General features: G+C 51.6%; 22 protein-coding genes, 1 other RNA gene and 1 pseudogene. 9 read left to right on the top strand and 15 right to left on the bottom strand.

Going from position 1 to position 23,692, the window contains the following annotated elements:
• Positions 1-65: 65 nt before the first annotated feature.
• Together G367_RS0118260 and G367_RS0118270 are read right to left on the bottom strand one after the other, a co-directional pair.
• Positions 66-506 carry a zinc ribbon domain-containing protein gene (locus tag G367_RS0118260; RefSeq protein WP_020414609.1) on the bottom strand — a complete coding sequence of 147 codons (441 nt, stop codon included), beginning with the start codon at positions 504-506 and terminating at the stop codon, positions 66-68.
• A gap of 947 nt (positions 507-1,453) precedes the next feature.
• Positions 1,454-1,762: a hypothetical protein gene (locus G367_RS0118270; protein ID WP_020414611.1), complete on the bottom strand. Its 309-nt coding sequence runs from the start codon at positions 1,760-1,762 to the stop codon at positions 1,454-1,456.
• 931 nt (positions 1,763-2,693) lie between these two features.
• Here G367_RS0118270 and G367_RS25320 point away from each other — a divergent pair.
• Positions 2,694-3,830 (top strand): hypothetical protein, encoded by a 1,137-nt coding sequence (locus G367_RS25320; RefSeq protein WP_020414612.1) that lies wholly within the window; start codon positions 2,694-2,696, stop codon positions 3,828-3,830.
• Positions 3,831-3,952: 122 nt separating this feature from the next.
• Here the strand turns inward: G367_RS25320 and G367_RS0118280 are convergent, their stop codons facing one another.
• From G367_RS0118280 to G367_RS0118325, 9 genes are all read right to left on the bottom strand, one after another.
• On the bottom strand, positions 3,953-4,600 hold the full coding sequence (locus G367_RS0118280) for an uL11 family ribosomal protein (protein WP_020414613.1): 648 nt from the start codon (positions 4,598-4,600) through the stop codon (positions 3,953-3,955).
• A gap of 132 nt (positions 4,601-4,732) precedes the next feature.
• Positions 4,733-4,990, bottom strand: coding sequence for a hypothetical protein (locus G367_RS0118285; protein WP_020414614.1), 258 nt, complete (start codon positions 4,988-4,990; stop codon positions 4,733-4,735).
• 362 nt (positions 4,991-5,352) lie between these two features.
• Positions 5,353-6,153: a hypothetical protein gene (locus tag G367_RS0118295; RefSeq protein WP_020414616.1), complete on the bottom strand. Its 801-nt coding sequence runs from the start codon at positions 6,151-6,153 to the stop codon at positions 5,353-5,355.
• The gene (locus G367_RS25325) at positions 6,153-6,578 is read right to left on the bottom strand and encodes a hypothetical protein (protein WP_020414617.1); all 426 of its coding nucleotides are present in this window, start codon (positions 6,576-6,578) and stop codon (positions 6,153-6,155) included. The genes G367_RS0118295 and G367_RS25325 overlap by 1 nt, the downstream gene beginning before the upstream one ends.
• 744 nt (positions 6,579-7,322) lie before the next feature.
• Positions 7,323-8,546, bottom strand: coding sequence for a tyrosine-type recombinase/integrase (locus tag G367_RS0118310; RefSeq protein ID WP_020414619.1), 1,224 nt, complete (start codon positions 8,544-8,546; stop codon positions 7,323-7,325).
• Positions 8,547-8,731: 185 nt separating this feature from the next.
• Positions 8,732-9,121: a transfer-messenger RNA gene (gene ssrA, locus G367_RS25755) on the bottom strand.
• A gap of 168 nt (positions 9,122-9,289) precedes the next feature.
• Positions 9,290-10,636 carry a sodium-dependent transporter gene (locus G367_RS0118315; protein WP_020414620.1) on the bottom strand — a complete coding sequence of 449 codons (1,347 nt, stop codon included), beginning with the start codon at positions 10,634-10,636 and terminating at the stop codon, positions 9,290-9,292.
• A 39-nt stretch (positions 10,637-10,675) separates the two neighbouring features.
• Positions 10,676-11,155 (bottom strand): SsrA-binding protein SmpB, encoded by a 480-nt coding sequence (smpB, locus tag G367_RS0118320; protein WP_020414621.1) that lies wholly within the window; start codon positions 11,153-11,155, stop codon positions 10,676-10,678.
• Between the two features lie 15 nt (positions 11,156-11,170).
• Positions 11,171-12,589: a sodium-dependent transporter gene (locus tag G367_RS0118325; protein WP_020414622.1), complete on the bottom strand. Its 1,419-nt coding sequence runs from the start codon at positions 12,587-12,589 to the stop codon at positions 11,171-11,173.
• 193 nt (positions 12,590-12,782) lie between these two features.
• Here G367_RS0118325 and G367_RS0118330 point away from each other — a divergent pair, with 193 nt between their 5' ends.
• A complete protein-coding gene (locus tag G367_RS0118330) occupies positions 12,783-13,223 on the top strand; it encodes a type II toxin-antitoxin system RatA family toxin (protein WP_020414623.1) in 441 nt (146 codons plus the stop codon).
• Entirely contained in the window at positions 13,220-13,567 is a 348-nt protein-coding gene (locus G367_RS0118335; protein ID WP_020414624.1) for an RnfH family protein, read from the top strand. Before G367_RS0118330 ends, G367_RS0118335 begins: the two co-directional genes overlap by 4 nt.
• A 2-nt stretch (positions 13,568-13,569) precedes the next feature.
• On the opposite strand, the gene G367_RS0118340 is transcribed toward G367_RS0118335, so the two are convergent.
• Positions 13,570-13,914 (bottom strand): outer membrane protein assembly factor BamE, encoded by a 345-nt coding sequence (locus G367_RS0118340; protein ID WP_020414625.1) that lies wholly within the window; start codon positions 13,912-13,914, stop codon positions 13,570-13,572.
• A 281-nt stretch (positions 13,915-14,195) separates the two neighbouring features.
• On the opposite strand from G367_RS0118340, the gene fur reads away from it, so the two are divergent.
• Entirely contained in the window at positions 14,196-14,606 is a 411-nt protein-coding gene (gene fur / locus G367_RS0118345) for a ferric iron uptake transcriptional regulator (RefSeq protein WP_020414626.1), read from the top strand.
• Between the two features lie 44 nt (positions 14,607-14,650).
• Here fur and G367_RS0118350 read toward each other — a convergent pair whose 3' ends face one another.
• Entirely contained in the window at positions 14,651-15,256 is a 606-nt protein-coding gene (locus tag G367_RS0118350; RefSeq protein WP_020414627.1) for a 1-acyl-sn-glycerol-3-phosphate acyltransferase, read from the bottom strand.
• Positions 15,257-15,534: 278 nt separating this feature from the next.
• Complete coding sequence (gene recN / locus G367_RS0118355) at positions 15,535-17,205, bottom strand: DNA repair protein RecN (protein WP_020414628.1); 1,671 nt, start codon at positions 17,203-17,205, stop codon at positions 15,535-15,537.
• A gap of 232 nt (positions 17,206-17,437) precedes the next feature.
• Between recN and grpE the strand changes: the two genes are divergently transcribed.
• The 3 genes from grpE (at position 17,438) to dnaJ (ending at position 21,496) form a co-directional block, all read left to right on the top strand.
• Positions 17,438-18,079 carry a nucleotide exchange factor GrpE gene (gene grpE / locus G367_RS0118360; RefSeq protein WP_020414629.1) on the top strand — a complete coding sequence of 214 codons (642 nt, stop codon included), beginning with the start codon at positions 17,438-17,440 and terminating at the stop codon, positions 18,077-18,079.
• 123 nt (positions 18,080-18,202) lie between these two features.
• Positions 18,203-20,149: a molecular chaperone DnaK gene (gene dnaK / locus G367_RS0118365; RefSeq protein ID WP_026305240.1), complete on the top strand. Its 1,947-nt coding sequence runs from the start codon at positions 18,203-18,205 to the stop codon at positions 20,147-20,149.
• Between the two features lie 222 nt (positions 20,150-20,371).
• Positions 20,372-21,496, top strand: coding sequence for a molecular chaperone DnaJ (gene dnaJ, locus G367_RS0118370; RefSeq protein WP_020414631.1), 1,125 nt, complete (start codon positions 20,372-20,374; stop codon positions 21,494-21,496).
• 75 nt (positions 21,497-21,571) lie between these two features.
• Here the strand turns inward: dnaJ and G367_RS0118375 are convergent, their stop codons facing one another.
• Positions 21,572-22,027, bottom strand: a complete 456-nt coding sequence (locus G367_RS0118375) for a hypothetical protein (RefSeq protein ID WP_020414632.1) — start codon at positions 22,025-22,027, stop codon at positions 21,572-21,574.
• 240 nt (positions 22,028-22,267) lie between these two features.
• Here G367_RS0118375 and dapB point away from each other — a divergent pair, with 240 nt between their 5' ends.
• Together dapB and G367_RS26865 are read left to right on the top strand one after the other, a co-directional pair.
• A complete protein-coding gene (gene dapB, locus G367_RS0118380) occupies positions 22,268-23,080 on the top strand; it encodes a 4-hydroxy-tetrahydrodipicolinate reductase (protein ID WP_020414633.1) in 813 nt (270 codons plus the stop codon).
• Positions 23,081-23,234: 154 nt separating this feature from the next.
• Positions 23,235-23,636 (top strand): annotated as a pseudogene (locus G367_RS26865) (ATP-dependent zinc protease family protein); the annotation flags it as partial.
• Positions 23,637-23,692: the final 56 nt, after the last annotated feature.

Raw genomic sequence — 23,692 nt, forward strand, 5'->3', positions numbered from 1 at the left:
CAAAAGGTAATTCGGTAATAGAGGGTCAATCCTTCGGCCAAGGTTACCTAGAGGGGCGAATCTTTTTATGGTTCTGTACCACAGATTCGCCACTTCCTGTCTTCTGCGGCAGCCATCCCTTCTCTTGCGGCCAACTCTCCCCAATGGGCATGGTTAACGCAGATTTTCCAGTCACTATAAGATGAGGTGCTTTTGGGGTATTTGCTCACAGAAGCTGAACTTGATTGCTTAGGGGGAGGGGGTGTCAAGATTATAGCCAGCAAGAAGGCAGCAATTCCTGCCCACCACCATTTCTGATGCTGAGGTTTTGCCCTTTTCACAAGACCATAAATTCCAACTGGCCAAAAAATAATCAACCAAAACCAAGCCCAGCCGGTTTGATACCAAGCTTGCTTCGATTTACCTGCCTTGGAGTGAATTGTCTCAACAGGTGAAGTTTTGACACCACACTTAGAACAAAATTTATCAGAATCTAGTAGCGTGTTGTTGCAAGAAATACACTTCATAGTAGCTAGTGCTTGGTATGCCAAATATAAGATTTACTGGGTTTTGGGGTAATACTCGCTGCTGTACAATTACATCATATTCAGACTGTAGTGGCCTAGCTTGGATTTAGAGAAGCTCCCGATTGACTATTAAGCGTGAAGGGGGCTTAGTTGGGGTTTCTTGATGCTTATAGCTGCTATCACCCTCCTAGATAGCGGGCGGCCCAGAGAAGAGTAAGGGCGAGCTATTAAGCTCCTTTATTTTTTTAGTCCTAAAAAGAGCTGAGATTTCAGGTCTGGCTGGTTGAAGGCCCATATCTGGCAGCTGTTGCAGCCTTCACCGCTTTAGCCCGTGTGCTGGTCCTTAAATTAACTGTGTCATATATCGAGCTGATAGAGAATTTAACTTATCATAATTTTTTGCACTTTCTATTTGCGTAGCTCTTGAGGTGTCTCATTGCAGTAGACTCAGGATTCAATCCGCGTAGTTCGGTTGTTCGAATCTCTCCATCAGGCAGGTACACATGCAAAGTGTCACCATCAACGCTATATTCCGCTGATATTTCTTGCCCATTGAACTTAGTCGATATTTCTTGATTCACATCGGTTTCCTTTCGATATCAGAAAGTGAAACTACACACCGTAGTTACTCACCAAAAGCCCATTGCTGCTCTGTATTCATAGATGAGGTTGTTACTTTTTGATGGTACATAGTTATCCACCCACTGTCTTCCATCGCCAGCTTGGCCTCATATGAAAATGGGGTGCTGAATGTGCAGTGTTGAATCAAGAAAGCGGCTTTTTTCTTAAATATTTTTATTGGTACTATGGTGTGGTAAATATAGATAAGTATTTCAAATACGACACATTGCCGCATAAACATGTGTATCGTAATACCCCCCCTTGCTTCGTTAAGCGTTGGTGAATGTTGTCACCTCTTGACTGCTGCTCTTGCAAAAAGGGTAGGTTCAGGTTGGTTTTGCTCTTGTACTACTGCAATCTACCTCGATGTATATCTCTCGATATACTCCACCCCAGAAAAAGTATGAGGTAGCCATCAAGCCTGTTTCTTCCTTTCTCTCTACTACGACCTTATACAGGGGTATCCTTTCGATAGGGTTGTCATGTACAACATGAGCAAAACCACGGCCGCACTTGAAATCTTCCTCTGACAGACCCGGTGCTTTTTCATATTTCAGCGGCTTGTAGAACATCAACCCGTAAACAATAAAAGGCATTGATGTGGCTATGGCCAAGAAGATGTAGAGCTTTTTCATGCTCTTATTGCCTATTCCCAGACTTGTATTAAACCTACTGCCATTGGTGTGCCAAGCAGGCATCCTATGTCTTTGGATTGCTTATGGGTGCTAGCTTGGCCATACGACTTCCGAAAAACCTTCATTCTAGTCAGAATTACAGATAACTATGATATTTCGGCCAGAAACAGCCACTTGTCTTGCCTGTTGAGGGGGCTTATCTTGCTTGCTCCACTCCATAACTGCCTTTAGCCGCTCTCCCGCGCGTACTGGTCGCAAAACTTGGTTGGGACCTGGTGATTGAGTTCCCCGAGATGAGCCTGTTTAGAAGGACAGGGAGATGTCTCTATGATTATTTATTTTTTCAGTCCTAAAAAGGCTGAGATTTCGGTCTAGGCCACTGGAGCGCGGAGGTATTCTCAGAGGTAAGTAGTACGGTGGTGCAGTATGTGGCGGTCACCCTCCATCGACCCATTGAAAATCTTCACTCTCGCCAAGGTGTAGGTAGTTTGGTCTGAATATATCGATATGTATTAATTGTCCTTTCTTGGCAGCCCCACGGAGTGCCCTGGTCGCAAACCTAACAGTAATCTCTTGGATACATTTGAGTAGGCAGACAGGGATATGCTTTGATGTTCATGTTTTATACATGAAAAGTAAAAGTTTTTTAGGTGGGATTAAGCATTTTTTATAAGTTTACTGTGCATGTAAATGGCCTGATGATTTGAGTGTTGTTGAGTGTAAGCAACTGTCGTAATATCGCCCCTTTTTTTAAGGAAGAGAAATTCTTATTCTAAAGAAATAAACCTAAGTTTGTACACCAAAAAGTGAAGCTTTAGGTTGAAGTGTTTTTTGGGGGATAAATACATATTGAGAAGTTGGAGGGCGCCCTTTTTTATAGGCGTTTTCAATTCTGTTTATGTGTTGAGTTTTATTTTGGTGAGGTTTTGATATGAGAGAAAAATTCTTTGAAGATGAGGGGAGTTTAAGGGTTCTTAAAGAGCTTGGAAATAAACTTCAAAATATGGATGGTTTAGGTGAGTCTTATGAGGGGAGGCGTAATGAAAAAATATATATGATTTTAAATTCAATGATTGAGTCTCCTGGTGAGTGGGATGAGCTATGTGAGTTTACCATTGAAAATATTGGGCACGGCTTTATTGAACATGTGAAGAAGTATAAAGTGAGTAGGGATAGTAAAGATTACATGGATATGCTTTGTGCATATTGCCATGAGTTTTTGGTGGAATTCTATCTTTCTAACAGTCGCAGTAATTCCCGGGTTCTTGAGTCGGCTAGAGCTTTTATCGAAGAAAACCTTGATAGGTTTGAGTCAAATGCAAGAAGCTATATTGAGTCTTCAATGAGGGGGATGCCCATTGAAATTCTAAAAAAAATAACTACTAGTGAGGAGTTGAAGGAGTTTAAAAAATTTAATGCTTTAGTGGAGAAAGCTAAAGGTTTAAAGAGTGAGTGGGATAAAGAGTTAGCTAATAAACAAGCAAGGGTTGATGCTTTAAAGGATGCTTTTGATGAAAGAGATAATGATTATAACTTTGTTGCACTAGACAAAGGATTTAAAAACTTAGCTGTGCAGAAGCTTGAGGAAAAGAAAGAAACAAAAAAATGGCTTGTGCTCTTAGGGGTGTTGATACTGCTGCCCCTTTTCTTGGAGGTTATTTATGTTCTATATCAGGTATCTTTAAATGTTGCTGATTCTCAAGGTGGTGATTCATTAATCACGGATGATAGGTTTAAGAGTATCCGCAATACCCTATTGTTATTAATTGTACCAATGATTCCATTGATGGCTATTTCGGTATATTATTTCCGGATTTTATTGCTTAACTATAAGTCCACAAAGTCCCAGCTATTACAATTAGAATTAAGAAGAGCTTTGTGTCAATTCATTATTTCTTACATGGAGAAGACTAGAGATTTAAAGGACGGGGATAAGGGCTCATTCTCTAAGTTTGAGAGCATAATTTTTTCCGGTATAGTTGCAGATAGCGAAAAAATGCCATCAACTTATGATGGTATGGAGCAGCTTGCCAAGCTAGCTCAGTCCTTTAAGGGGCAAGCAAAGTAACCTCCTTCTCTAGCGTATTCAGGGCCTCCGGGCCCGCTGAGCCGCTTGAGGGGATGTTCCTTAACGGCGCTTAGAGGCCACCTTAGTATTTCTCTCAAGTAGGGTTCTCAATTCTTTCTTCGCTAGAATTCAGTAGGCCGCACCTCGGTCCACGTTAACCCTTGCTCTGTTGGGATGGCCTGATAATGACTATTGAATAGCTTCATTAATTTGCTATCTATTAGTGAATTATTAGTGTATGGATTATGATAAAAAGTAATTTTCTTGCCGCTAGGAGATAGGAGGGCAACGGCACTTATAAATCTCTTTTTCTCTGGCGATAACTTCCCATAAAGCCGGCGAGATTCTTGATAGGTCCCATCTTTTAAGTATCTATACTCAGCCTTTCCGGCAATTGCTGTTTTTATATAATTGGGCAACATGAAATCCATCACCGACCAATCTCGATTATCAAAAATCACAACAATGCAAGGGTAATTAGTAACTCCATACTCCTTGAATTGCTTTGTTGCTTTATTTATATTCTTCCCAACTCTTTCAGAGTTGACTTGATACATTTGTGCATTAGCATCTGCACGAATATTTTTTATAATTTCTTTTTCGTCATCATTATCGTCTAAGCCTTTCACCTCCCAATAAGAGAGTTCCCCGCCCCAGAAAACCTTAAAATCTGGGGATTTCCCCCCATTAGCACTAGATTCTTTAATCTTTTCATGGGATATATTGAGGCTGCTAAAAAGCTCAGAAAGAAGCGCTTCAGAATTATTCATATTTCAACTCCTCTTTCGAATTTATAAGACTGCCCAGTTAATAAGCTTATAGTTAAAATTATAAACTTGAATGTAAACTATGCAGTAGAGCGCCGGCAACTCCAGTGCGAGAGCTTCTAATCGGTGAGCTTCTTAAATAAACTGCTTGTTCTCTAGGCGCTCCAGGTCTTCCCGCTCACAATCGATTAGGTTTGCCCACTCATCGGCAAGGTGGGCGCCAATAACTGCCAGTTCTTGGCTGGTGGTTTTGTCCTCGGATATCTGGCTGATGCTCTGGAAGAGGGTGCGCAGCTTGTTTAGTGATTCCAGACTGAGGTTTGCGATATCGATTGAACGGCCAAGGAAGTCATCGGCTTGGGAGATAGATACAACTGGGGCTTGGTTTGCCATGGTATGGGCTCCTGATATTGGGTGAGCGGCTCCCATGAGGTGCTAATCTCGATTGGGAGGCGGGCTGAATGGGTTAGCACTACCGCTATCAGGAACGGCGGGCACAAGGCCCCCCAAGCAGCCCACCATAAAGGGCTACAGACCAAAAAGGCCCGGGCACAAAAAAACCGCATACAGGGGTAGGCGGCTTCCGGTCGCCTGACAGTTTCGGGGTGCTAATCCCGGTTACGGATTTTGCCGCAACGCCTCCAGTATGCTTTCCCAGTGTAAAGCCTTTCAATGCTGGGCGTCGAATGGTCTGCCAATATTTTACATTGGTATTTGGCTGCCCGATTTTGGGTGGAGTGCTTTGATTATTTAAATTACCCGGTGCTTTCATAACTGGCTAACCACTCCTCATTAGATTGTTCTTGAGGGGATATGGGTATTCCCTTATACCCGCGTTCCCTTATTACCGTATTACCGTGCTTTTTTTCACCCGTACTTTGAGTTGGCTGTATCCCCCGTGGTTGTTGGGCTTGCTGGAATTCCTTGTCCGGGAGTTTTGTCCGGGAGTTGTCCGGAAGTTGTCCGGCACTTGTCCGGGAGTTGTCCGGCAGATTCACCCCCACCATCCCTATCAATTCGGTATTGCTGATTGAAAGGGGGCGGGCATCACTCAGGCGCTCACCATCTGGCGCTTCACCGGTGAAAACTAAACCGGCAAGCTTTCCCATGTAGTCGTGAAAGGCACTTAGGCGCCGAGGCAAAGGTAACCCCGTTGACACCCAAAACCCGTAGAACTTGAAGCGAGTTGTTATCCGGAATTGCCCAGAGGGCAGGGGTGAACCTTTCTTGCCGTGCTTAGTGGTTCTGTTGCGCCGTGTCTCGGCGTTGAATACGGAATAGCGCTCACTACCATCAATCAGGCTGCGGAACTGGAGGGATACACCACCGCGCTTGCTGGGGCCATAGTTCCCCACTGAATAGCCGACATACTCCAGCGGCTCCACACTAGCTAAACGTGATGCTTCGGTGATAAGGGGCCGCTCATGTTCGGAAAGCCACTCAGCAGGCACAGGGTGGCCACTGGCAGGGGTTAAGGTAAGGCGGCCGCTATTGACCGCTATACCGTCACCACGCGCTAGAAGTCGCTGTAGAAGCTCTCTAGCTGGCTCGCCCATTAGTCCTCCAGTAGATTTAAGGACTCAACTAGTTGGCGCTCGCTGTCTGGTAACCAGTAAACGCCATGACTTCCTGCGATACCGTCTCGGTCAACATGCCCCTCCATGCGGCATTTGACGGCTATTCCCCGCTTTCTAAGCTGCGATACGATTTCGGGGCTATTGCTTGCCCCCGTGACTTTATCCAGCTCCTCACGGCAGCATGACCGCTTAACAAGGGTTTTAAGAGCTCGTCTCTGCCTAGCTGTAAGGCGGCGATGTTTACCCGGTGGTAAAAGTGCCAGCTGTTGCTCGTTCGCACCCACTACTCTGATACCAGGGTGGATGCCTTCATCTGCTTCAAATAGTGATTCACTGGTATTATTTAATGGCTTAGTTACTTGGTCGGGGCCGCTCTGTTCTGGGGCGGTTCTGATTGTTTCCATAGCTCCTCCCGTTAGCCCTGAGCTTCTCTAATAAATTTTTGGCGAAGGTCCAGCAAATACTCTCCTTCCCATACAGTTGTTTTTGGTCCTAGCTTAATGCCAGGTTTGACACGTCCATCTGAAACCCACTTCCACCACGTCGAAAGCCCAACGCTATATAAATTCGCGCAGTCCTTTGCTCGATAAAGAGCGTCTCGGTTAATGATGTTTGTGTGCTCGACAGTTCCAGCCATGAGATTTCCTCTCTTTAAAAACGTAAAAACCCGCACTAGGCGGGTTCGATTAATAACTAGATATGAAAGCTGTACCGCTATGTGACTTCTGTTTAAGTGGTGAGTGGTGGCCCTCCTCTGGACTCAAATTTCAGGCATAAAAAAACCCGCTCTAGGCGGGTTTAGTGGTTTAAGTTGCTAATTTTTAAAGCTGAAGACACCAGACTCTGGGCGCGTAATTTACTTATGACATTCTATTTTTCGGGCACAAAAAAACCCGCAATCGGCGGGCTTTGAGAGATTGGGCAGTAAATTTGCGTACTTCCCTCAGCATGGGATTTTTATACAGTTCTGGCACAGAGAAAGTCAAGGGTTTGTGGGCTTTGTTAGATTAATAGGGGTTAATCAAAGACTGCTTACTACTTAAGTGTGAAAAAACCTTTCTTTAATTATGCAGGACGAAGCTATTTTAATTTTGTAAAAAGAGGTTGTGAGAATGTTTGTTTAGGGCTTTTATGCAAAAGTCGGCAACTTACCTGAATTTAGCGACTACTACATTTTCTACTCCTACTTGAGCCCTCAGGTTGTCTAAATAATCCGCCCACTTCTGCATCATTGCCGCTCTCTGCTCTAGGTGTTTTGTACGGTTGTAGGCGCGCCCCAGTGTGTCTTTCACTTCATGAGCTAGCTGGTGTTCTATGTAATCCACACGAAAACCTAGAACCTCATCCAGTAAGGTCCGGGCCATCGCGCGGAAGCCGTGGGCGGTCATGGTTTCATTGTCATAGCCCAGTGACCTGAGCGCAGTCCTCACCCCGGCATCAGACAATGGGCGGCTCTGGCCCCGAGCTGATGGGAAAACATATTTGCCACGGCCTGTTAGCGGCTCCAGTTCTTGCAGTAGCGCTAGAGATTGCTCTGCCAGCGGGATGATATGCGGCTGGCCCATTTTCATTTTTTCGCTGGGCAGCTCTATTTGCTTGGCCTCCCAGTTAATTTCGGCCCACTCCAGTTTGCGCAATTCTCCAGGGCGGCAGAATAGGAGAGGGGATAGTTTGAGGGCGGCCCTCACTACTGGGGTGCCTTGGTATTCCTCCATGGCGGTTAGCAGGCGCCCAACTTCAGTGGGGTCAGTAATAGCTGCCAGATGTTTCTTCTTGGTGGGGGTGAGTGCGCCGGTAAGGTCTGTGGTGGGGTCGCGGTCGGCCCTTCCGGTGGCCACGGCAAAGCGGAATACCTGGCTGGCTACTCGCTTTACCCGGTGGGCAGTCTCCAGGGTTCCCCGGCTCTCAATACGGCGCAGGCACCGCAGCACTTCCGGCGGGCTTATCTCGGAGATAGGACGCTTACCCAAATAGGGCTTTAGGTCACGCTCTAAAGCGAGGGTGGCACGGTCCTTTGATGAGCTGGATAGGTGCGCCATCTTGGCGGCGAACCACTCATCGCTCACGGCGGCGAAGCAGTTGCGATTGGCTTCCAGGGCGGACTCTTTGCGGGCGCGTTTTATATCGCGGGGGTCGACACCTTCGGCAACAAGCTGACGGGCTTCATCACGGAGTTCGCGGGCTCGCTTTAGGCTTACATCGGGGTAGAGCCCAATTGCCATTTCTGGGCGTTTGCCATGCAGGCGGAAACGGAATACCCAGCGCTTGGCCCCGGTCGGGGTCACTTCGATTGCCAGCTCTTTCTCATCGGACTCGATGTACTTCTTGTCGCGGGGCTTGAGGGCGCGGACCTTGGTGTCAGACAGCGGCATAGCTCACCTTCCATGGAATTTGGACGGGTTGGACGGTGGCACTACTATCAACCCGTCCAATAACCCGTCCACTTGAGGCTGGATTTGGACGGGTTAGCTTAGATTAACTGGGATGCTCCAGATAAGCAAAAACCCCGGAAACACTAGGTTTGCGGGGCTTTCGTGGGCTGTCTGAGACAGCGATTTGGTGGAGATGGCGGGAGTCGAACCCGCGTCCGTCAGCACTCTGCCAGAGGCTCTACATGCTTAGCTCCGTCTATTGATTTAACCCATTACAGCCCGGCGGTCAGGACGTATAGGGCGATCCCGAAAGTTGTTTAACCGCTTACCCACGGGTATGGCTTGCGGCGATCCAGTTCTGTATAACAGTCTACAGCGCGATACTGGAACCTTGCTGAAGACTGCTAAGGGACGAACCCTTAGTTAGCGCTTCACAAGCTGCTTACGCAGCGAGTTGGGCACCGTAGTTGTCGTCGTTGGCAACTAATAAAATACAGCTTTGGATTTACGAGATTCGCTGCCATCTCGGCATGCACCCAAGGTTTCGTAACCGGCGTCGAATCCAAGTCATCCCCGATAAGAAACACTCTCGTGTGTCATCTAAGTATACCTCAAACTTGGCCTCAGCAATAAGTTTTTACGTGCTAGATGTTTTGCTGGCTGTTTGGGTGTGTTTTGGTGAGGTGTTAGGAAAGTGGAGGGTAGCCCCGGATGGCTGCGGCCGGGGCAGGTATGAGGAGTGATTACATAATTGACTGGGCGAAGGCTACCAGGATCAACAGTGGGCATACGATGCGCACATACCAGGGCCAGATCTTCCAGAACAGGGTGTGTTCAATATCCTCATGGCCTTTTTTCAGCTCACCCAGTAGCTGGTCACGGCGCCAGATCCAGCCTGCAAAGATACACAGGGCGATACCAAGCAGGGGCTGTCCGTATTCAGTACTGATACTGACTGCCAGTCCAAACAGGGTGTCGAAGTTGTAAATAATGGTGCTGCTGATGGCGAATATGACCAGGCCTACCGCTGGGGTGGCGATACGGCGTGGAATCCCCAGGTTCTCAATCGAGAAAGCCACCGGCACTTCCAGCATAGAGATGGAGGAGGTGAGGGAGGCAATCACCATCAGGGCAAAGAAGGCAATGGCTACGAATACACCAGCTTCGCCCATGGTATCGAACAGTGCTGGCAGTACCTGCAGGATCAGGTTGGGCCCGGCAATCAGGGCGCCGTCAGCGGCGAAGATCTGGGTGCCGGCTTCCTGGGCTACATACATGGCGGGCAGGATCAGCAGGCCGGCGGTGAAGGCGATACCAACATCAATCAGGGTGACCAGGGCACCGAGGCGCGGCAGGCTCTCCTGCTGGCTCAGGTAAGAGCCATAGATCAGCATGGTGCCTACACCCAGAGACAGAGAGAAGAAAGCCTGGCCCATGGCGGAAATCAGCAGCTTCGGGGTGAAGTGACTGAAGTCCGGCATCAGGTACACCTCCAGGCCGGTAAAGGCGCCGGGCTGGGTGAGTACATAGGCGATCAAAAGTAGCAACAGGATGATCAGGGAGGGCATCAGCAGGGTGGACCAGCGCTCGATACCTTTCTCAACACCGCTGGCAATAATCAACATGGTGAGGCCACTGAAAATTGCGGTAAAGATCAGATTGCGCTGGGTACTGTTTTCAGTGAGCCACAGTGCGGCTTCCTGGGCACCAAACAGGGCTGCAAAAGGCTCGGCCAGATGGGCCACCATCCAGCCGGCCACAATGGCGTAGAAGCTAAGAATCAGGGAGGCCACCAGGATACCGCCAAAGCCGGTAAGGCTGCCGAAAAAGCGGCTCACAGGACCAGTGGAGATAGCGCGTAGTGCCTGTACCATATTGCGCCGTGCGTAACGGCCAATGGTGAGTTCGGCCATCAGTGCCGGGTAGGCGAGGGCAAAGGCCAAAAACAGGTAGGCCACCACAAAGGCGGCGCCGCCGTTACTGGCGGCTTTGGTGGGGAAACCCCAAATATTGCCGAGGCCCACGGCGGACCCCGCCGCGGCCATCAAAAAGCCAATATTCGAGCTGAACTGTCCTCGCGGTGCACTCATGATAAATCCCGTAATTATTCTTTTATTTGTCTCTGTGCACTACTTGTGCGTCGCGCGCATCAGGCGTTGCTTTTCGCGGTTCCAATCGCGCTTTTTCTCGGTTTCGCGTTTGTCATGCATAGCCTTACCTTTGGCCAGGCAAACTTCGCATTTGACCAGATGGCCTTTCCAATACAGGGCGGTGGCCACCACGGTGTGTCCCTTTTGCTCCACGGCGGCAATCAGCTTGGATAGCTCGCGTTTGGTGAGCAGCAGGCGACGGGTGCGGTCGGGCTCGGTGACATAGTGGGTGGAGGCACTGGGCAGCGGCTGGATATTGGAACCCAGCAGCCAGGCTTCGCCATTTTTGAAAATGACATAGCTGTCGGTGAGCTGGGCCTTGCCCTCACGACAGCTTTTCACTTCCCAGCCCTGCATCTCAACGCCCGCCTCAAACTTCTCTTCAATGAAGTAGTCGTGACGGGCCTTCTTGTTGAGGGCGATGGTATTGGATGTTTGCGCTTTCTTTTTCTTGGCCATGAAAACTTCTAATGACTAGATAAAACTGTGTCCAAAAAACTTCAGGGCCACGGTGTTGATAAAGATCAACAGCAGTATCAGTGGGATAAAGGTGCCCAGGGAGAAGTTTATGTATTTTTGTGAGAAGGAGCCGGCGAAGGCCGCATCGCCTTCCTGAAGCTCCTTGTCAAAGTTGGCTTTCTTCCACTTGTAGATCACGAACAGACATACCAGCAGGCCGTTCAGGGGCAGGATGGTGTCGTAGAAAATGATCTCCACTAAATCGAAGAAGGACTTGTTGACGCCGGCCAACTGTACAAATTCAGTAAGCCAGTTGACCATGCCAAAGGAAACGGCGCAAGCGATGGCCAGTACAAACTGTATTCCGGCGACAACGTAAATGGCCTTTTGACGCTCCATATTGCGCTCGTCGCGCAGGGTGGCAATGGGCACTTCAATAATGGAAACCAGGGAAGTGATTGCTGCTACCAGAACCAGGAAGAAGAAGATCGCAGCTACGGCACTTGCGCCGAAATAGCCGATGCTGTCCTGCAGGGCGAGGAAGATCTTCGGCAGGAACAGGAAGATCATGCCTGCGGAAGACTCGCTCAATTCAGAGGGATCAATCTGCGGGTTAAAGTGGAAGATGCTCGGCAGGATCAGCAGGCCTGCAGTAAATGCAACCAGGGTGTCAGTAATGGCTACCGCACGGGAAGAGCCGGGGATGGAGTCCCGCTTTTTCATATAAGAGCCGTAGGTAATCATGATGCCCATACCCAGAGACAGCGAGAAGAAAGCCTGGGCCATGGCTTTACTCACCACGTTGCCGTCGATCTTGCTGAAATCCGGTACCAGGTAGTACTTCACTCCAAGGATGGCGTTATCCAGGGTCAATACAAAAATTACCAGGCCCAGCAGCATAACGAACAGCATCGGCATCAGGGTTTTTGCCGCGCGCTCAATACCGTCTTTAACCCCCATAGCGAGAATGGCATTGATGATCAGCATCAGTACCACCAGGTAAATAAATACCTGAGGGGTGTTAATAAAGTGAATAAAGAAATCTGGTGTTGCCAGTGTGGCCAGGTTGCCGGTGACGGTTTCAATTAAGTAACCGAGTACCCACACGGTAACCACTAAATAGAAAACCGCGATCATAAAAGGTGTAGCGAGGGCCAGCCATCCGGGAATACGCCACAGGTTTGAGCCATTGGAGAGTTGGCGGTAGGCGCCGACAGGGTCTTTGTCGGAGCGGCGCCCTATAGCAAGTTCGGCCATCATAACCGGCAGGCAGATCAGGAAAACGAAGAGAGCGTAAACCAGCAGGAAGGCACCCCCCCCGCTCTTGGTGGCCGCCACTGGAAATGCCACCAAATTACCAATTCCAACTGCGGAACCCGCAGCGGCCAGGATAAAGCCCAGCCTTGACCCAAAATGCTCTCTCACGGCGGTCATAGTACTCTCGCTATTATTTTTTATCGGATACAGCTTTCGTTTTTGTTATTCCAGCGAGACTGGGGGTGTCCCGATGGCAAAAAACGCGATTGTTACAGGAATTGTCTTGCTTGAGTAGCGCTGGCTGGCAAAATTAGCGGCCAGACGACGATCCTGGGCGATTGTGCCCGAAGGACTGGCTTAGGCAGCAGGAATGACTGAAATTGAACGCAGCGCGTTGGTGATGTACAGCGCAGAACAAATGTTTGACCTGGTCAATGATGTGGCCAGTTACCCGCAGTTTTTACCGGGGTGTCGCGGGGCGGAAGTTTTGCATAGCGATGAACAGACATTGGAGGCGCGGCTGGAATTGTCGCGCGCGGGTATACGCCAGAGCTTTGTTACCCGCAATAAACTGGATCGACCCCAAAGCATGACCCTGACACTGGTGGATGGTCCCTTTGAATCATTTACCGGCCAGTGGCAATTTTCCCCGCTTTCTGAAAATGCCTGCAAGGTGACTTTCACCCTGGCATTTTCCCTGAAAAGCCGTTTGATCGCCGCCGCTGCCGGCAAGCTTTTCAGTGATCTGGCCAACCAGATGGTGGCAGTAATGTGTGAGCGTGCCGAAGTGATTTACGGGAAACCCCAATGACAGAAGAAAAGATGATTTCGGTGGAGGTGGTTTATGCACTGCCTCACGAGCAACGCCTGATGCGCCTATTGGTAAAGCAGGGAACTACCGCGCGGGAAGCTTTGATTCGCTCGGGAATTCCAGATGAGTATCCGGAGGTAGATCCGGACAGCGCCAAGATGGGGATATTTGCCCAGCCCCTCGGCAGTAAGGGGCTACCGCCTGCGGAAAGCTATGAATTGCAGCCAGGGGACAGGGTAGAGGTATATCGGCCGCTCATTGCAGATCCGAAAGAGGCGCGCAAGCAGCGCGCCGAGAAGGCCAAGCGTCTGGCTGAGAAAAAGAAGGATGCGGAGGGGTCCTGAACTCAGGGCCAGCCCGCCGGCTTCCAGTCACCGCTGGTAGAAACCAGTGAGTCCTCATCAAAATAAACGCTAAAGCGCTTCTGGGTATACTGGCCCTTCTTATCGCGTATGCGATTGACGTAGTCCCAGCGGTTGGGGTTGTAGGTGTCTTCCAGAAGCGGTGTGCCCAGAACAAACTGCACTTGGCGGCGGGTCATGCCCGGCTTGAGTTGGTCCACCATTTCCTGGGTGATGATATTACCCTGTTGAATTTCGATGCGGTGTACGCCGGGAAACTTAACCAGTGTGCAGGCACCTAATAAGGCGCATAGACTGGCGATGGCGATAAATCTCAGGCTAGACGGCATTCATTGCTCCATTATGATGTTCTTTCACACGGCACCTCTCGCACAAATTTTATACGGTTAACCGAAATAGGCTCCGTGAGAGGAGGAAAGTTCCCCCGCTTGCGCGATTTGCCCCTGTCGAAGTGATCGGGGTTCCGCTAACTCCGTAGGGCATGGGATAATACCCGAAGAGTTGGTTCGCTGACAGACGGAACTCTGAGGTCTTATACGGGTATAGATCTCTGCAGCGGGCTGTTACAAGTAAAGACAATCCATAAAATCCTGTCGGGAAAAATTTATTCATGTCGAACGAAAACCAGGAATTGCGCAAAGCGGGCCTCAAGGTCACTCTGCCGCGGGTTAAGATTCTACAGTTGCTGGAGAGCACCAGTGAGCAGCATCTGAGTGCAGAAGATGTCTACAAGCTACTGTTGGAAGCGGGTGAGGATGTCGGCCTGGCTACTGTTTACCGGGTTTTGACCCAGTTTGAGAGCGCTGGCCTGGTTGTGCGCCACAATTTTGATGGAGGCCACTCTGTATTTGAGCTGGATCGCGGTGATCACCACGATCATATGGTGTGTACCGATACCGGTAAGGTAATCGAATTCCACAATGAGGAAATCGAAGAGCTGCAGCGCCAGATCGCCGAAGAGCACGGCTATGAGCTAACAGGCCACAGTCTGGTGCTTTATGTGAAAGCGAAAGAAAAGTAGATTATTTCAGGTGCGGCCTTCGCCGCACCCATTCCCTTGCCTGCTTATTGCTGTGGCTGGCAGGGCGGCGTGTAGAGTTCCGGGAATTTGCCGATCTTGTCCGCATAAAACTCCCTCAACTTGGCCAATTCGGCTTCCAGGTTTTCCCCTAATTGGGCAATCGGGCCAATACCCACTTCTTTCTTAGAGAAATTGATAAAGCCCAATACCAGTGGCACCTTGGCGCTGCGCGCAATATGGTAAAAGCCAGACTTCCAGCGCTCGGCTACGGCGCGTGTCCCTTCGGGTGGGATAGCGATGACCAGTTCTTTGCGCAGTTTGAACTGGCGAACAGTGGCATCCACCAGGTTATTGGCTTTGCTGCGATCTACGGCGATACCGCCAAACCAGCGCATAGGTCCGCCGAGGGGAAACTTGAACAGTTTGTCCTTGCCCATCCACTGCGGAGTCATCTTCAGTTTGAGCGCGGCGAGAATAAAGTAGTAGCCGTCCCAGTTGGTGGTGTGGGGAGCCCCAATCAATACGTACTTTTTCAGCTTAAGTGACTGCTGGTCGCCATTAACGCGCCAGCCGTGCAATTTCAGGAGCAGTTTGGCTACCTGGCGCAGCAGGGGCGTGACAATGGGGGTGTTAAAAATCGTTCTCTGCATAAACTCGGCCGATACTACTCAAACAAAGTTAAACAAGCGGCTGAGTATATGGTGACTTCTGCCGCCATACCCAGTCATATTTGGTCAATTTGTCCTAAAACGGCATATCTCACCGGCAAGCAGGCTATTTTGCCCGATTGTATGGCGGTTCTTTATTGATCTGCGGGATTTCATTGCTCAACAGCCGGATTTTGGATGCCCCTGTCTGTCTGTGCGGTCAGGCTGTTCTGGGGTGGCAGCCAAACAGGTAAGTAGAACCTGCTTGGCTCAGCCTTGCATTAGTGGGTCCTGGAGAGCATTTCCTCGGCATGGGCCAGGGATTGGGTGCTGGGAGCACCGCCGAGCATTCGTGCGATTTCCTCGCGGCGCTCGCCGTTTAGCAGTTCGCGCAGAGCCACAAAGGCCCGCTCACCGTCACTGTGTTTTTCTACCAGGTACTGGCGATGGGCCCTGGCTGCCACCTGTGCCAGGTGGGTAACGCAGATTACCTGGCCTGTGCGGCCATTGCGGGTCTCACCCAGCTGGCGTAGCAGGCGCCCCACAACATCACCTGTGGCACCGCCGATGCCCACATCCACTTCATCGAAGACCAGTGTGGGGGTGCGTGAAGTCTGTGCTGTTACCACTTGGATCGCGAGGCTGACTCGCGAAAGTTCACCGCCGGAGGCAATTTTACCCAGTGCCCGAGGGGGCTGGCCGGGATTGGTGGAGATCAGGATTTCCACCTCCTCGAGCCCATGGCTGCAGGGCTTGTCCAGGGTTTGCAGGGCCAGTTCGACCTTTGCATGGGGCATGGCCAGATCGCCCAGTTGTTGATTCACTGCGTGGGCAAGCGCTGTGGCAGCCTTTGCCCGCAGTTTGCTCAACTTGCCTGCAGTTTTGCGGAATTGCTGCTCCAGTTTTTCACATTCCGCTGCGAGTCGCTCCAGGGCGTCTGCGGAGCCTATATCGTCCAGTTCTTCTTGCAGCTGTTGCTGCAGGGATGGCAGTTCTTTGGGTTGTACACGGTGTTTGCGCGCTGCCTGGTAAATAGCGCTGAGGCGTTCCTCCACTTCTGACAGGCGTTCGGGGTCCATTTCAAAGCGGTCGATATGCCGAGATAGAGTGCCGGCAGCCTCATCCACCTGGATGCGAGCGCTGTCGAGCATTTGCGCCACTTCCACCAGTGCCGGTGCCTGCTCGGGCATGGCCGATAGCAGCTGCAGGGCGCGGTGAATTTGCTCGGCGATATCGCCTTCGCCGCCGGACAGAAGGGCGGCCAACTGGTAGCTGCCGCTTAGGATTTCACCGGCATTGGCCAACTGGCGCTGCTCACTCTCCAGGGCTTCCACTTCTCCCTCACTCAAGTCCAGTTGCTCAAGCTCTTTGAGCTGGTACTGCAACAGGTGGCGCCGTGCCTCGGCCTCTTCAACACTGTTGGCCAGGGTGCGGTAGCGGTGGTATTGGTCTTGCCAGGTCTTGTAGCGGCTGCGGGTTTCAGCAGCCAGCTCCTGGGCTTGGGCAAACTCGTCCAGCAGGCGACGGTGAGTGTCCTTTTTCAGTAAAGATTGATGTTCGTGCTGGCTGTGAATGTCGATCAGCTGCTCACCCAGGGCGCGCAATTGCAGCAGGGTAACCGGTTGGCCATTGATATAGGCCCGCGAGCGTCCGTCTGCGCCGATAGTGCGGCGCAGGATAACTTCCTGTCCTGCATCCAACTCCTGGGATTTGAGCCATGGGCCCGCTGCTGGGTGCTCGGAGATATCAAAAGTGGCACAAATATCGGCGCGATTGGCCCCAGTGCGCACCAGTTCGGCACTGCCGCGACCACCCAGGGCGAGCCCCAATGCGTCCAGAGTGATGGATTTGCCCGCGCCGGTCTCGCCGGTGAGGGTGCTGGTACCGGGACCGAACTCCAACTCCAGTTGGTCCACCAGGGTGAATTGGCTGATAGACAAGTGCAGCAACATATAGAGATCGCTTCTGTGTCCTTTTATATGGATGGGTATGAATGCCCAATTAGTGGTTATTTATACAGTATTCACCTTGGGTAAGCTATAGCGTCAAGCGCAGATTCCCCTGTCACTGTGCGCTAGCGCAAAAAACCACTTGAACTGTACGGGGATGGCCCCATATAGCCACCAGAGCCCGCGGGACGGGCCCCAACTCATTACTGACAGAGTCGACGCGACGGAGAAAGCAGTGGCCAGAGAGCGCAGCGAAGAAGATCAGATCACAGAGGGAGTGCAGCCGGAAGCGCTGGCGGACGAGCACAGAACAGCTACAGACGAGGCGGTTTCCGCGGAGATAGAAGACCCCTCCACAGCGGAGCGCCAGCAGGCTGAAGAGGCTTTGCACGAAGAAGCCGAAAGTGCCGATGCGCTGCACGATGAAATTATCAAGCTGCAGGAACAGTTGGTTGTGCAGAAGGATATCGCCCTGCGCGCCCAGGCGGAGGAGCAGAATGCCCGCCGCCGCGCCCAGCAGGATATCGATCGTGCACGCAAGTTTGCTGTAGAGAAATTGTTGCAGGATTTGTTACCGGTTGTGGACAACCTGGAACGGGCACTTTCCACCATCGATAACGCTGATGAATCCAATAAGGCATTGGTGGAAGGTATTGAGCTTACCCACAAGTCTTTCGTCGATACCCTGACGAAAAATTCTGTGGAAGTAGTTGATCCGGCTGGCGAGCCGTTTGATCCGGAATTGCACCAGGCAATGACCCAGGTACCCAACGGGGAGGTGGAGCCGAATACGGTTCTAGAGGTGTTTCAAAAAGGCTATCGCCTCAACGGTCGTTTGGTTCGCCCGGCCATGGTTGTGGTTAGTAAGGCCCCGTAACGGCAAATGAGTGGAACGGCCTTGAATTTCACTGGCCGGCACCAATATAGCTGACATCAGGAATTATTCGCGCGTTGCATACAGAACAGAGCTGGCGGCGCGCATCAAATGAGGATTTTACAGATGGGAAAAATTATCGGCATCGACCTGGGTACCACTAACAGCTGTGTAGCGGTACTGGATGGTGACAAGGCGCGTGTAATCGAGAACGCCGAAGGTGATCGTACTACGCCTTCTATTGTTGCCTTCACTGACGACAACGAAATTCTGGTGGGCCAGTCCGCCAAGCGTCAGGCGGTGACCAATCCCCAGAATACTCTGTTTGCGGTTAAGCGTCTGATCGGCCGCAAGTTTAAAGACGACGTTGTACAGAAAGATATCAAGATGGTCCCCTATACCATCACCGAAGCTGACAATGGCGACGCTTGGGTAGAAGTGAAAGGCGATAAAAAAGCTCCGCCGCAGATTTCTGCCGAAGTCCTGAAGAAAATGAAAAAAACCGCGGAAGATTTCCTCGGCGAGAAAGTAGAAGCTGCGGTAATTACCGTACCTGCTTACTTTAATGACTCCCAGCGCCAGGCAACCAAAGATGCCGGCCGTATCGCGGGCCTGGACGTTAAGCGCATCATTAACGAGCCGACTGCGGCAGCCCTGGCCTATGGCTTGGACAAGCAGGGTGGCGATCGCACTGTAGCGGTATACGACCTGGGTGGTGGTACCTTCGATATCTCCATTATCGAAATTGCAGACGTCGACGGTGAGAAGCAGTTCGAAGTACTGTCCACCAACGGTGACACCTTCCTCGGCGGTGAAGACTTTGACCTGCGCCTGATCGACTACCTCGCGGAAGAGTTCAAGAAAGACCAGGGTATCGACCTGAAAGGCGACCCCCTGGCCATGCAACGCCTGAAAGAAGCTGCGGAAAAAGCCAAGATCGAGCTGTCCTCCAGCCAGCAGACCGAAGTGAACCTGCCGTACATCACTGCAGATGCCACCGGTCCCAAGCACCTGGTGGTTAAGCTGACTCGCGCCAAGCTGGAAAGCCTGGTAGAAGACCTGGTAGCCCGTTCCCTGGAGCCGGTAAAAATCGCTCTGCAAGATGCGGATCTGTCCGCTTCAGGCGTAGACGAAGTGATCCTGGTTGGTGGCCAGACCCGCATGCCGCTGGTACAGCAGAAAGTCACCGATTTCTTCGGCAAAGAGCCGCGTAAAGACGTTAACCCTGACGAAGCTGTTGCTATGGGTGCTGCCATCCAGGGCGCCGTACTGTCTGGAGACGTAAAGGACGTACTGCTGCTGGACGTAACGCCACTGACCCTGGGTATCGAAACCATGGGTGGCGTTGCAACTCCGCTGATCGACAAAAACACCACTATCCCCACCAAGAAGTCCCAGGTTTTCTCCACTGCGGAAGACAACCAGACTGCGGTAACCATTCACGTGGTACAGGGTGAGCGCAAGCAGGCTTCCCAGAACAAATCCCTGGGTCGTTTTGACCTGGCTGATATTCCGCCGTCCCCCCGCGGTGTACCCCAGATCGAAGTGACCTTCGATATCGATGCCAACGGTATCCTGCACGTACACGCGAAAGACAAGGCGACTGGTAAAGAGCAGTCCATCGTGATCAAGGCTTCCTCCGGTCTCTCCGAGGACGAGATCGATAAGATGGTTCAGGACGCTGAGGCGAATGCCGAAGCGGACAAGCAGTTTGAGGAGCTGGTGCAAACCCGCAATACCCTCGACGGTCTGATCTCTGCTACCAAGAAGACCCTGGAAGAAGCCGGTGACAAAGCCACCGCTGAAGAGAAGTCTGCAATCGAAGCAGCTATCACTGAAGCGGAAGAGGCGGTGAAAGGCAATGACAAGGCTGCTATGGAAGCTGCCACCACCAAGCTGACCGAAGCTTCTGGTCCGGTTGCACAGAAGATGTACGCTGAGCAGGCCCAGGCCGCTGAAGGTGCCGCTGGTGCAGACGCTCAGCAGGGTGAGCAGCAGCAATCTTCCGCTGGCGACGATGCTGTTGACGCCGAGTTCGAAGAAGTAAAGGACGACAAAAAAGAAGGTAAGTAAGCGTTCGCTTGCATTTCCGGCACCAGCTTATACAGTGGCTGCCGGAAAACTTCAGGGGCGCGGTGCCTTCTTGATAGGCCCCGCGCCCTGTGTTGTTTCAGATAACTGCCAAAAGTGATGTTTCTTAATTTTGGCAGTGCTCCGCAACGCGGAGCTTGGTTAGGGACAGAGAAGTAGAAAGAGTTTGGCCGTTCTTGATGCCGGACCAGAGAACATAGTTTTATGTCGAAACGCGATTATTACGAAGTCCTGGGCGTCGAGCGCGGCGCTTCAGATGCAGAGCTGAAGAAAGCTTACCGCCGGGTGGCGATGAAGTTCCACCCGGACCGCAATCCTGATGACAAGGAATCGGAAAACAAATTCAAGGAAGCTAATGAAGCTTACGAGATCCTGTCGGACTCAGAGAAGCGCGCTGCCTATGACCAATTTGGCCACGCTGGTGTAGAGGGCCAGATGGGTGGTGGTGGCGCCGGCGGTTTCGGTGGCTTCTCCGATATCTTCGGCGACGTGTTCGGCGATATTTTCGGTGGTGGCGGCGGTGGCCGTCGCGGTGGCCCGGCGCGGGGTTCCGACTTGCGCTACGATCTTGAGCTGGACCTCGAGGACGCGGTGCGCGGCACCACAGTCAAGATTCGGGTGCCGACCCTGGCTTCCTGTGATACCTGCCACGGCTCTGGTGCCAAGCCTGGCTCTTCGCCGCAAACCTGTGGCACCTGTGGTGGTGCTGGCCAGGTGCGGATGCAGCAGGGTTTCTTCTCTGTACAGCAAACCTGCCCCAATTGTCGCGGTCGTGGCACTATCATTTCCGATCCCTGTGGCAGCTGCCACGGTCGTGGCCGCGTAGAAGAAACCAAAACCCTATCTGTGAAGGTTCCCCCCGGTGTGGATACCGGTGATCGTATCCGCCTGTCCGGAGAGGGTGAAGCAGGCCCCGATGGTGGTCCCTCCGGTGATCTCTATGTACAAGTGGTGGTAAAAGAGCACGAACTGTTCCAGCGTGATGGCAAGAACCTCTACTGCGAAGTGCCGATCAGTTTTGCCGCCGCTGCATTGGGCGGTGAGCTGGAGGTACCAACCCTGGATGGCAAGGTGAAGCTGAAGATCCCGGCAGAGAGCCAGACAGGCAAACTGTTCCGCCTGCGTGGCAAAGGCGTTACTCCAGTACGCGGCGGCGCTACCGGTGATTTGCTGTGTCGGGTTGTAGTGGAAACTCCAGTTAACCTATCCGGCAAACAGAAAGAATTGCTGCAGGAATTTGCCAATACCCTGAGCGAAAAGAAAAATGCACCGCGTCAGACCGGTTGGTTTGAAGGTGTGAAGAACTTCTTTGGGGATATGAAGCTTTAATCTTCCACTTGGCTCCCTCAGTTGCTAGAGCTGGCTGAGTGAGCACTGGAATGACCCAGTAATATCTTTACTGGGTCAGCGCTCCTGGGCTGCCCGGACCCGTAACCTGTTAGCAAATTCACGCAGGAATTCGTGCTGAATTCTGCCCGCCTCCTTTAGTTGTTTCTGATTTAATTTTCCCTTTAATTCCTTCAGCGTTTGAGCGCTGATGGCAGCCATTTGTGCGCCGATCTCTCCACGTTGTTTGGGGGTTAAATCAATTTTTTTGTCGCTCAACAAGCTATAGGCTTCCAATACTGCCTTTTTTTCCGCAAAACTCTCCTGCAGGATGGGCAAGACGACTTTTTCCTGTTCAGGGGTGAGCTGCAGACGCAGCGTCACCCAATCTGTTATGTCATCGTATTTCTCCCAAAAATCCGCATTGGCACCTTGTTGCTGGGCTGAGCCCGGCATGCTGCCAAAAGCCAGGGTCAGGGAAATAACCACCACAAGTAGATGCGGCAGGTGGTTAGATCGGATCATAAGTCGCATATTGGCGCTCCATTTATCCCATCACATAAAGACTAGCAGCGGTGGTCAAGAGCGTTTTGGCAGCAAACTCTCTCTTGGGAATAAAGATTACCATTGATATTTCCATGGTGTGTTAGCTGCCTGGTAGCAGCTTTTATTGTCTGCACTCTTCTTCATTTAAAGGGGGTCTATTTCGCTATGCGCCACTGAGGGTGCAGGGTAGAATCCCAGGCCTTAAGGGTGCACACAGGAGCGGTGGGAATGGCAGTAAAGATAGCGGTTACAGGATTTGGCGGACGTATGGGGCGGGCGCTGGCAGAGGCGCTACAGCTTGCGAATAATGCCGAATTAAGCGCCGCAATTGTACGCCCGGGTTCCAGCCTGGTGGGAGCTGATGCCGGCGAAGTCGCAGGGCTCGGGCGTAATGGTATCGCCGTTGTGGATAGCCTGGAAAAGGCTGGCTTCGATGTGTTGATTGACTTTACTGCGCCGCAGGCAACTGTGGATAACTCTGCCTATTGTGCTGCCCATGGGCGTCCCATTGTCATTGGCACTACCGGTTTTGATGCGGAGCAGAAAAAACAGGTGCTGGCCAATACGGAGAAGGTGCCTCTATGCCTGGCCAGTAACTTTTCCACCGGTGTAAATCTGTGTTTCAAGTTGTTGGAGACCGCTGCGCGGGTAATGGGGGAGGATGCGGACATAGAAATTGTTGAAGCGCATCACCGCCACAAAGTGGATGCGCCCTCGGGCACTGCGTTGAGTATGGGAGAGGTAGTCGCCGAGACCCTGGGCCGCGACCTGGAAAAAGTGGCGATCTATGGGCGCGAGGGCCAGACTGGCGCCCGTGAGCGCGATACGATCGGCTTCGCCACCGTGCGTGGTGGTGACGTAGTTGGGGAGCACTCTGTGATGTTCCTGGCTGAAGGGGAGCGGGTTGAGATCAGTCACCGCGCAAGCAGCCGACTCTCTTTTGCCCGTGGCGCGGTTCGGGCTGCTTTGTGGCTGGCTGGTGATGGCAGTGTGCGCGCACCTGGACACTATGATATGCGCGATGTGTTGGGGCTGAACTAATCTCACCTTGAACCGATATTTTTGGTGCCTGCAGGGGCGCCGCGAGATGATTTTCTAATTTTCATTTGCCCGCCATTTTTGTGGGCGAAGCTATTAAAGGCCGCTGGGTTTTCACCCTGTCGACCACCCTGTAATCCCTTTTGAGGAACTGCTATTGGAAAAGAAGCTGATTGTCGGCAGTGAGGAGTGGTGCGGATTTCCTGCACTTGGCATTCCGGCGATTAAGGCGCGAGTGGATTCTGGAGCGAAAACTTCCTGTCTGCACGCTTATAACATCCATACCTTTAAGCGCGACGGTGAACCCTGGGTAAGTTTTGAGGCTCACCCATTGCAGCACCAGCGTCGCCCCTCTGTGCGTTGTGAGGCTCGCCTGCTGGATAAACGCCTGGTGCGGAGCTCCTCAGGTGAAAGTGAGAAGCGCCCGGTCATTCGCACATCCATGTCTGTGGGGGGCAGTGTCTGGGATATCGAGTTGACCCTGACTAATCGCGACAGTATGGGGTATCGCATGTTGCTTGGTCGGGAGGCCATGCTGGGGCGTATGTTGGTGGACCCCTCAGAGAGTTTTTGCCTGGGTGAGATTCCCCAAAGCCAGTTGGATGAATTCTACCG

This window comes from Microbulbifer variabilis ATCC 700307, assembly GCF_000380565.1.
Lineage (GTDB): Bacteria > Pseudomonadota > Gammaproteobacteria > Pseudomonadales > Cellvibrionaceae > Microbulbifer > Microbulbifer variabilis.

Excerpts from the sequence above, each read along its gene's own strand:
- dnaK (WP_026305240.1), top strand. The coding sequence starts at position 18,203 with ATGGGAAAAATTATCGGCATCGACCTGGGTACCACTAACAGCTGTGTA.
- dnaJ (WP_020414631.1), top strand. The coding sequence starts at position 20,372 with ATGTCGAAACGCGATTATTACGAAGTCCTGGGCGTCGAGCGCGGCGCT.
- G367_RS0118335 (WP_020414624.1), top strand. The coding sequence starts at position 13,220 with ATGACAGAAGAAAAGATGATTTCGGTGGAGGTGGTTTATGCACTGCCT.
- G367_RS25325 (WP_020414617.1), bottom strand. The coding sequence starts at position 6,578 with ATGGAAACAATCAGAACCGCCCCAGAACAGAGCGGCCCCGACCAAGTA.
- recN (WP_020414628.1), bottom strand. The coding sequence starts at position 17,205 with ATGTTGCTGCACTTGTCTATCAGCCAATTCACCCTGGTGGACCAACTG.
- G367_RS0118315 (WP_020414620.1), bottom strand. The coding sequence starts at position 10,636 with ATGAGTGCACCGCGAGGACAGTTCAGCTCGAATATTGGCTTTTTGATG.
- dapB (WP_020414633.1), top strand. The coding sequence starts at position 22,268 with ATGGCAGTAAAGATAGCGGTTACAGGATTTGGCGGACGTATGGGGCGG.
- G367_RS0118285 (WP_020414614.1), bottom strand. The coding sequence starts at position 4,990 with ATGGCAAACCAAGCCCCAGTTGTATCTATCTCCCAAGCCGATGACTTC.
- G367_RS0118310 (WP_020414619.1), bottom strand. The coding sequence starts at position 8,546 with ATGCCGCTGTCTGACACCAAGGTCCGCGCCCTCAAGCCCCGCGACAAG.
- G367_RS0118375 (WP_020414632.1), bottom strand. The coding sequence starts at position 22,027 with ATGCGACTTATGATCCGATCTAACCACCTGCCGCATCTACTTGTGGTG.
- G367_RS0118340 (WP_020414625.1), bottom strand. The coding sequence starts at position 13,914 with ATGCCGTCTAGCCTGAGATTTATCGCCATCGCCAGTCTATGCGCCTTA.
- G367_RS0118350 (WP_020414627.1), bottom strand. The coding sequence starts at position 15,256 with ATGCAGAGAACGATTTTTAACACCCCCATTGTCACGCCCCTGCTGCGC.
- G367_RS25320 (WP_020414612.1), top strand. The coding sequence starts at position 2,694 with ATGAGAGAAAAATTCTTTGAAGATGAGGGGAGTTTAAGGGTTCTTAAA.
- G367_RS0118280 (WP_020414613.1), bottom strand. The coding sequence starts at position 4,600 with ATGAATAATTCTGAAGCGCTTCTTTCTGAGCTTTTTAGCAGCCTCAAT.
- fur (WP_020414626.1), top strand. The coding sequence starts at position 14,196 with ATGTCGAACGAAAACCAGGAATTGCGCAAAGCGGGCCTCAAGGTCACT.
- G367_RS0118270 (WP_020414611.1), bottom strand. The coding sequence starts at position 1,762 with ATGAAAAAGCTCTACATCTTCTTGGCCATAGCCACATCAATGCCTTTT.
- G367_RS0118330 (WP_020414623.1), top strand. The coding sequence starts at position 12,783 with ATGACTGAAATTGAACGCAGCGCGTTGGTGATGTACAGCGCAGAACAA.
- G367_RS0118325 (WP_020414622.1), bottom strand. The coding sequence starts at position 12,589 with ATGACCGCCGTGAGAGAGCATTTTGGGTCAAGGCTGGGCTTTATCCTG.
- smpB (WP_020414621.1), bottom strand. The coding sequence starts at position 11,155 with ATGGCCAAGAAAAAGAAAGCGCAAACATCCAATACCATCGCCCTCAAC.
- G367_RS0118260 (WP_020414609.1), bottom strand. The coding sequence starts at position 506 with ATGAAGTGTATTTCTTGCAACAACACGCTACTAGATTCTGATAAATTT.
- G367_RS0118295 (WP_020414616.1), bottom strand. The coding sequence starts at position 6,153 with ATGGGCGAGCCAGCTAGAGAGCTTCTACAGCGACTTCTAGCGCGTGGT.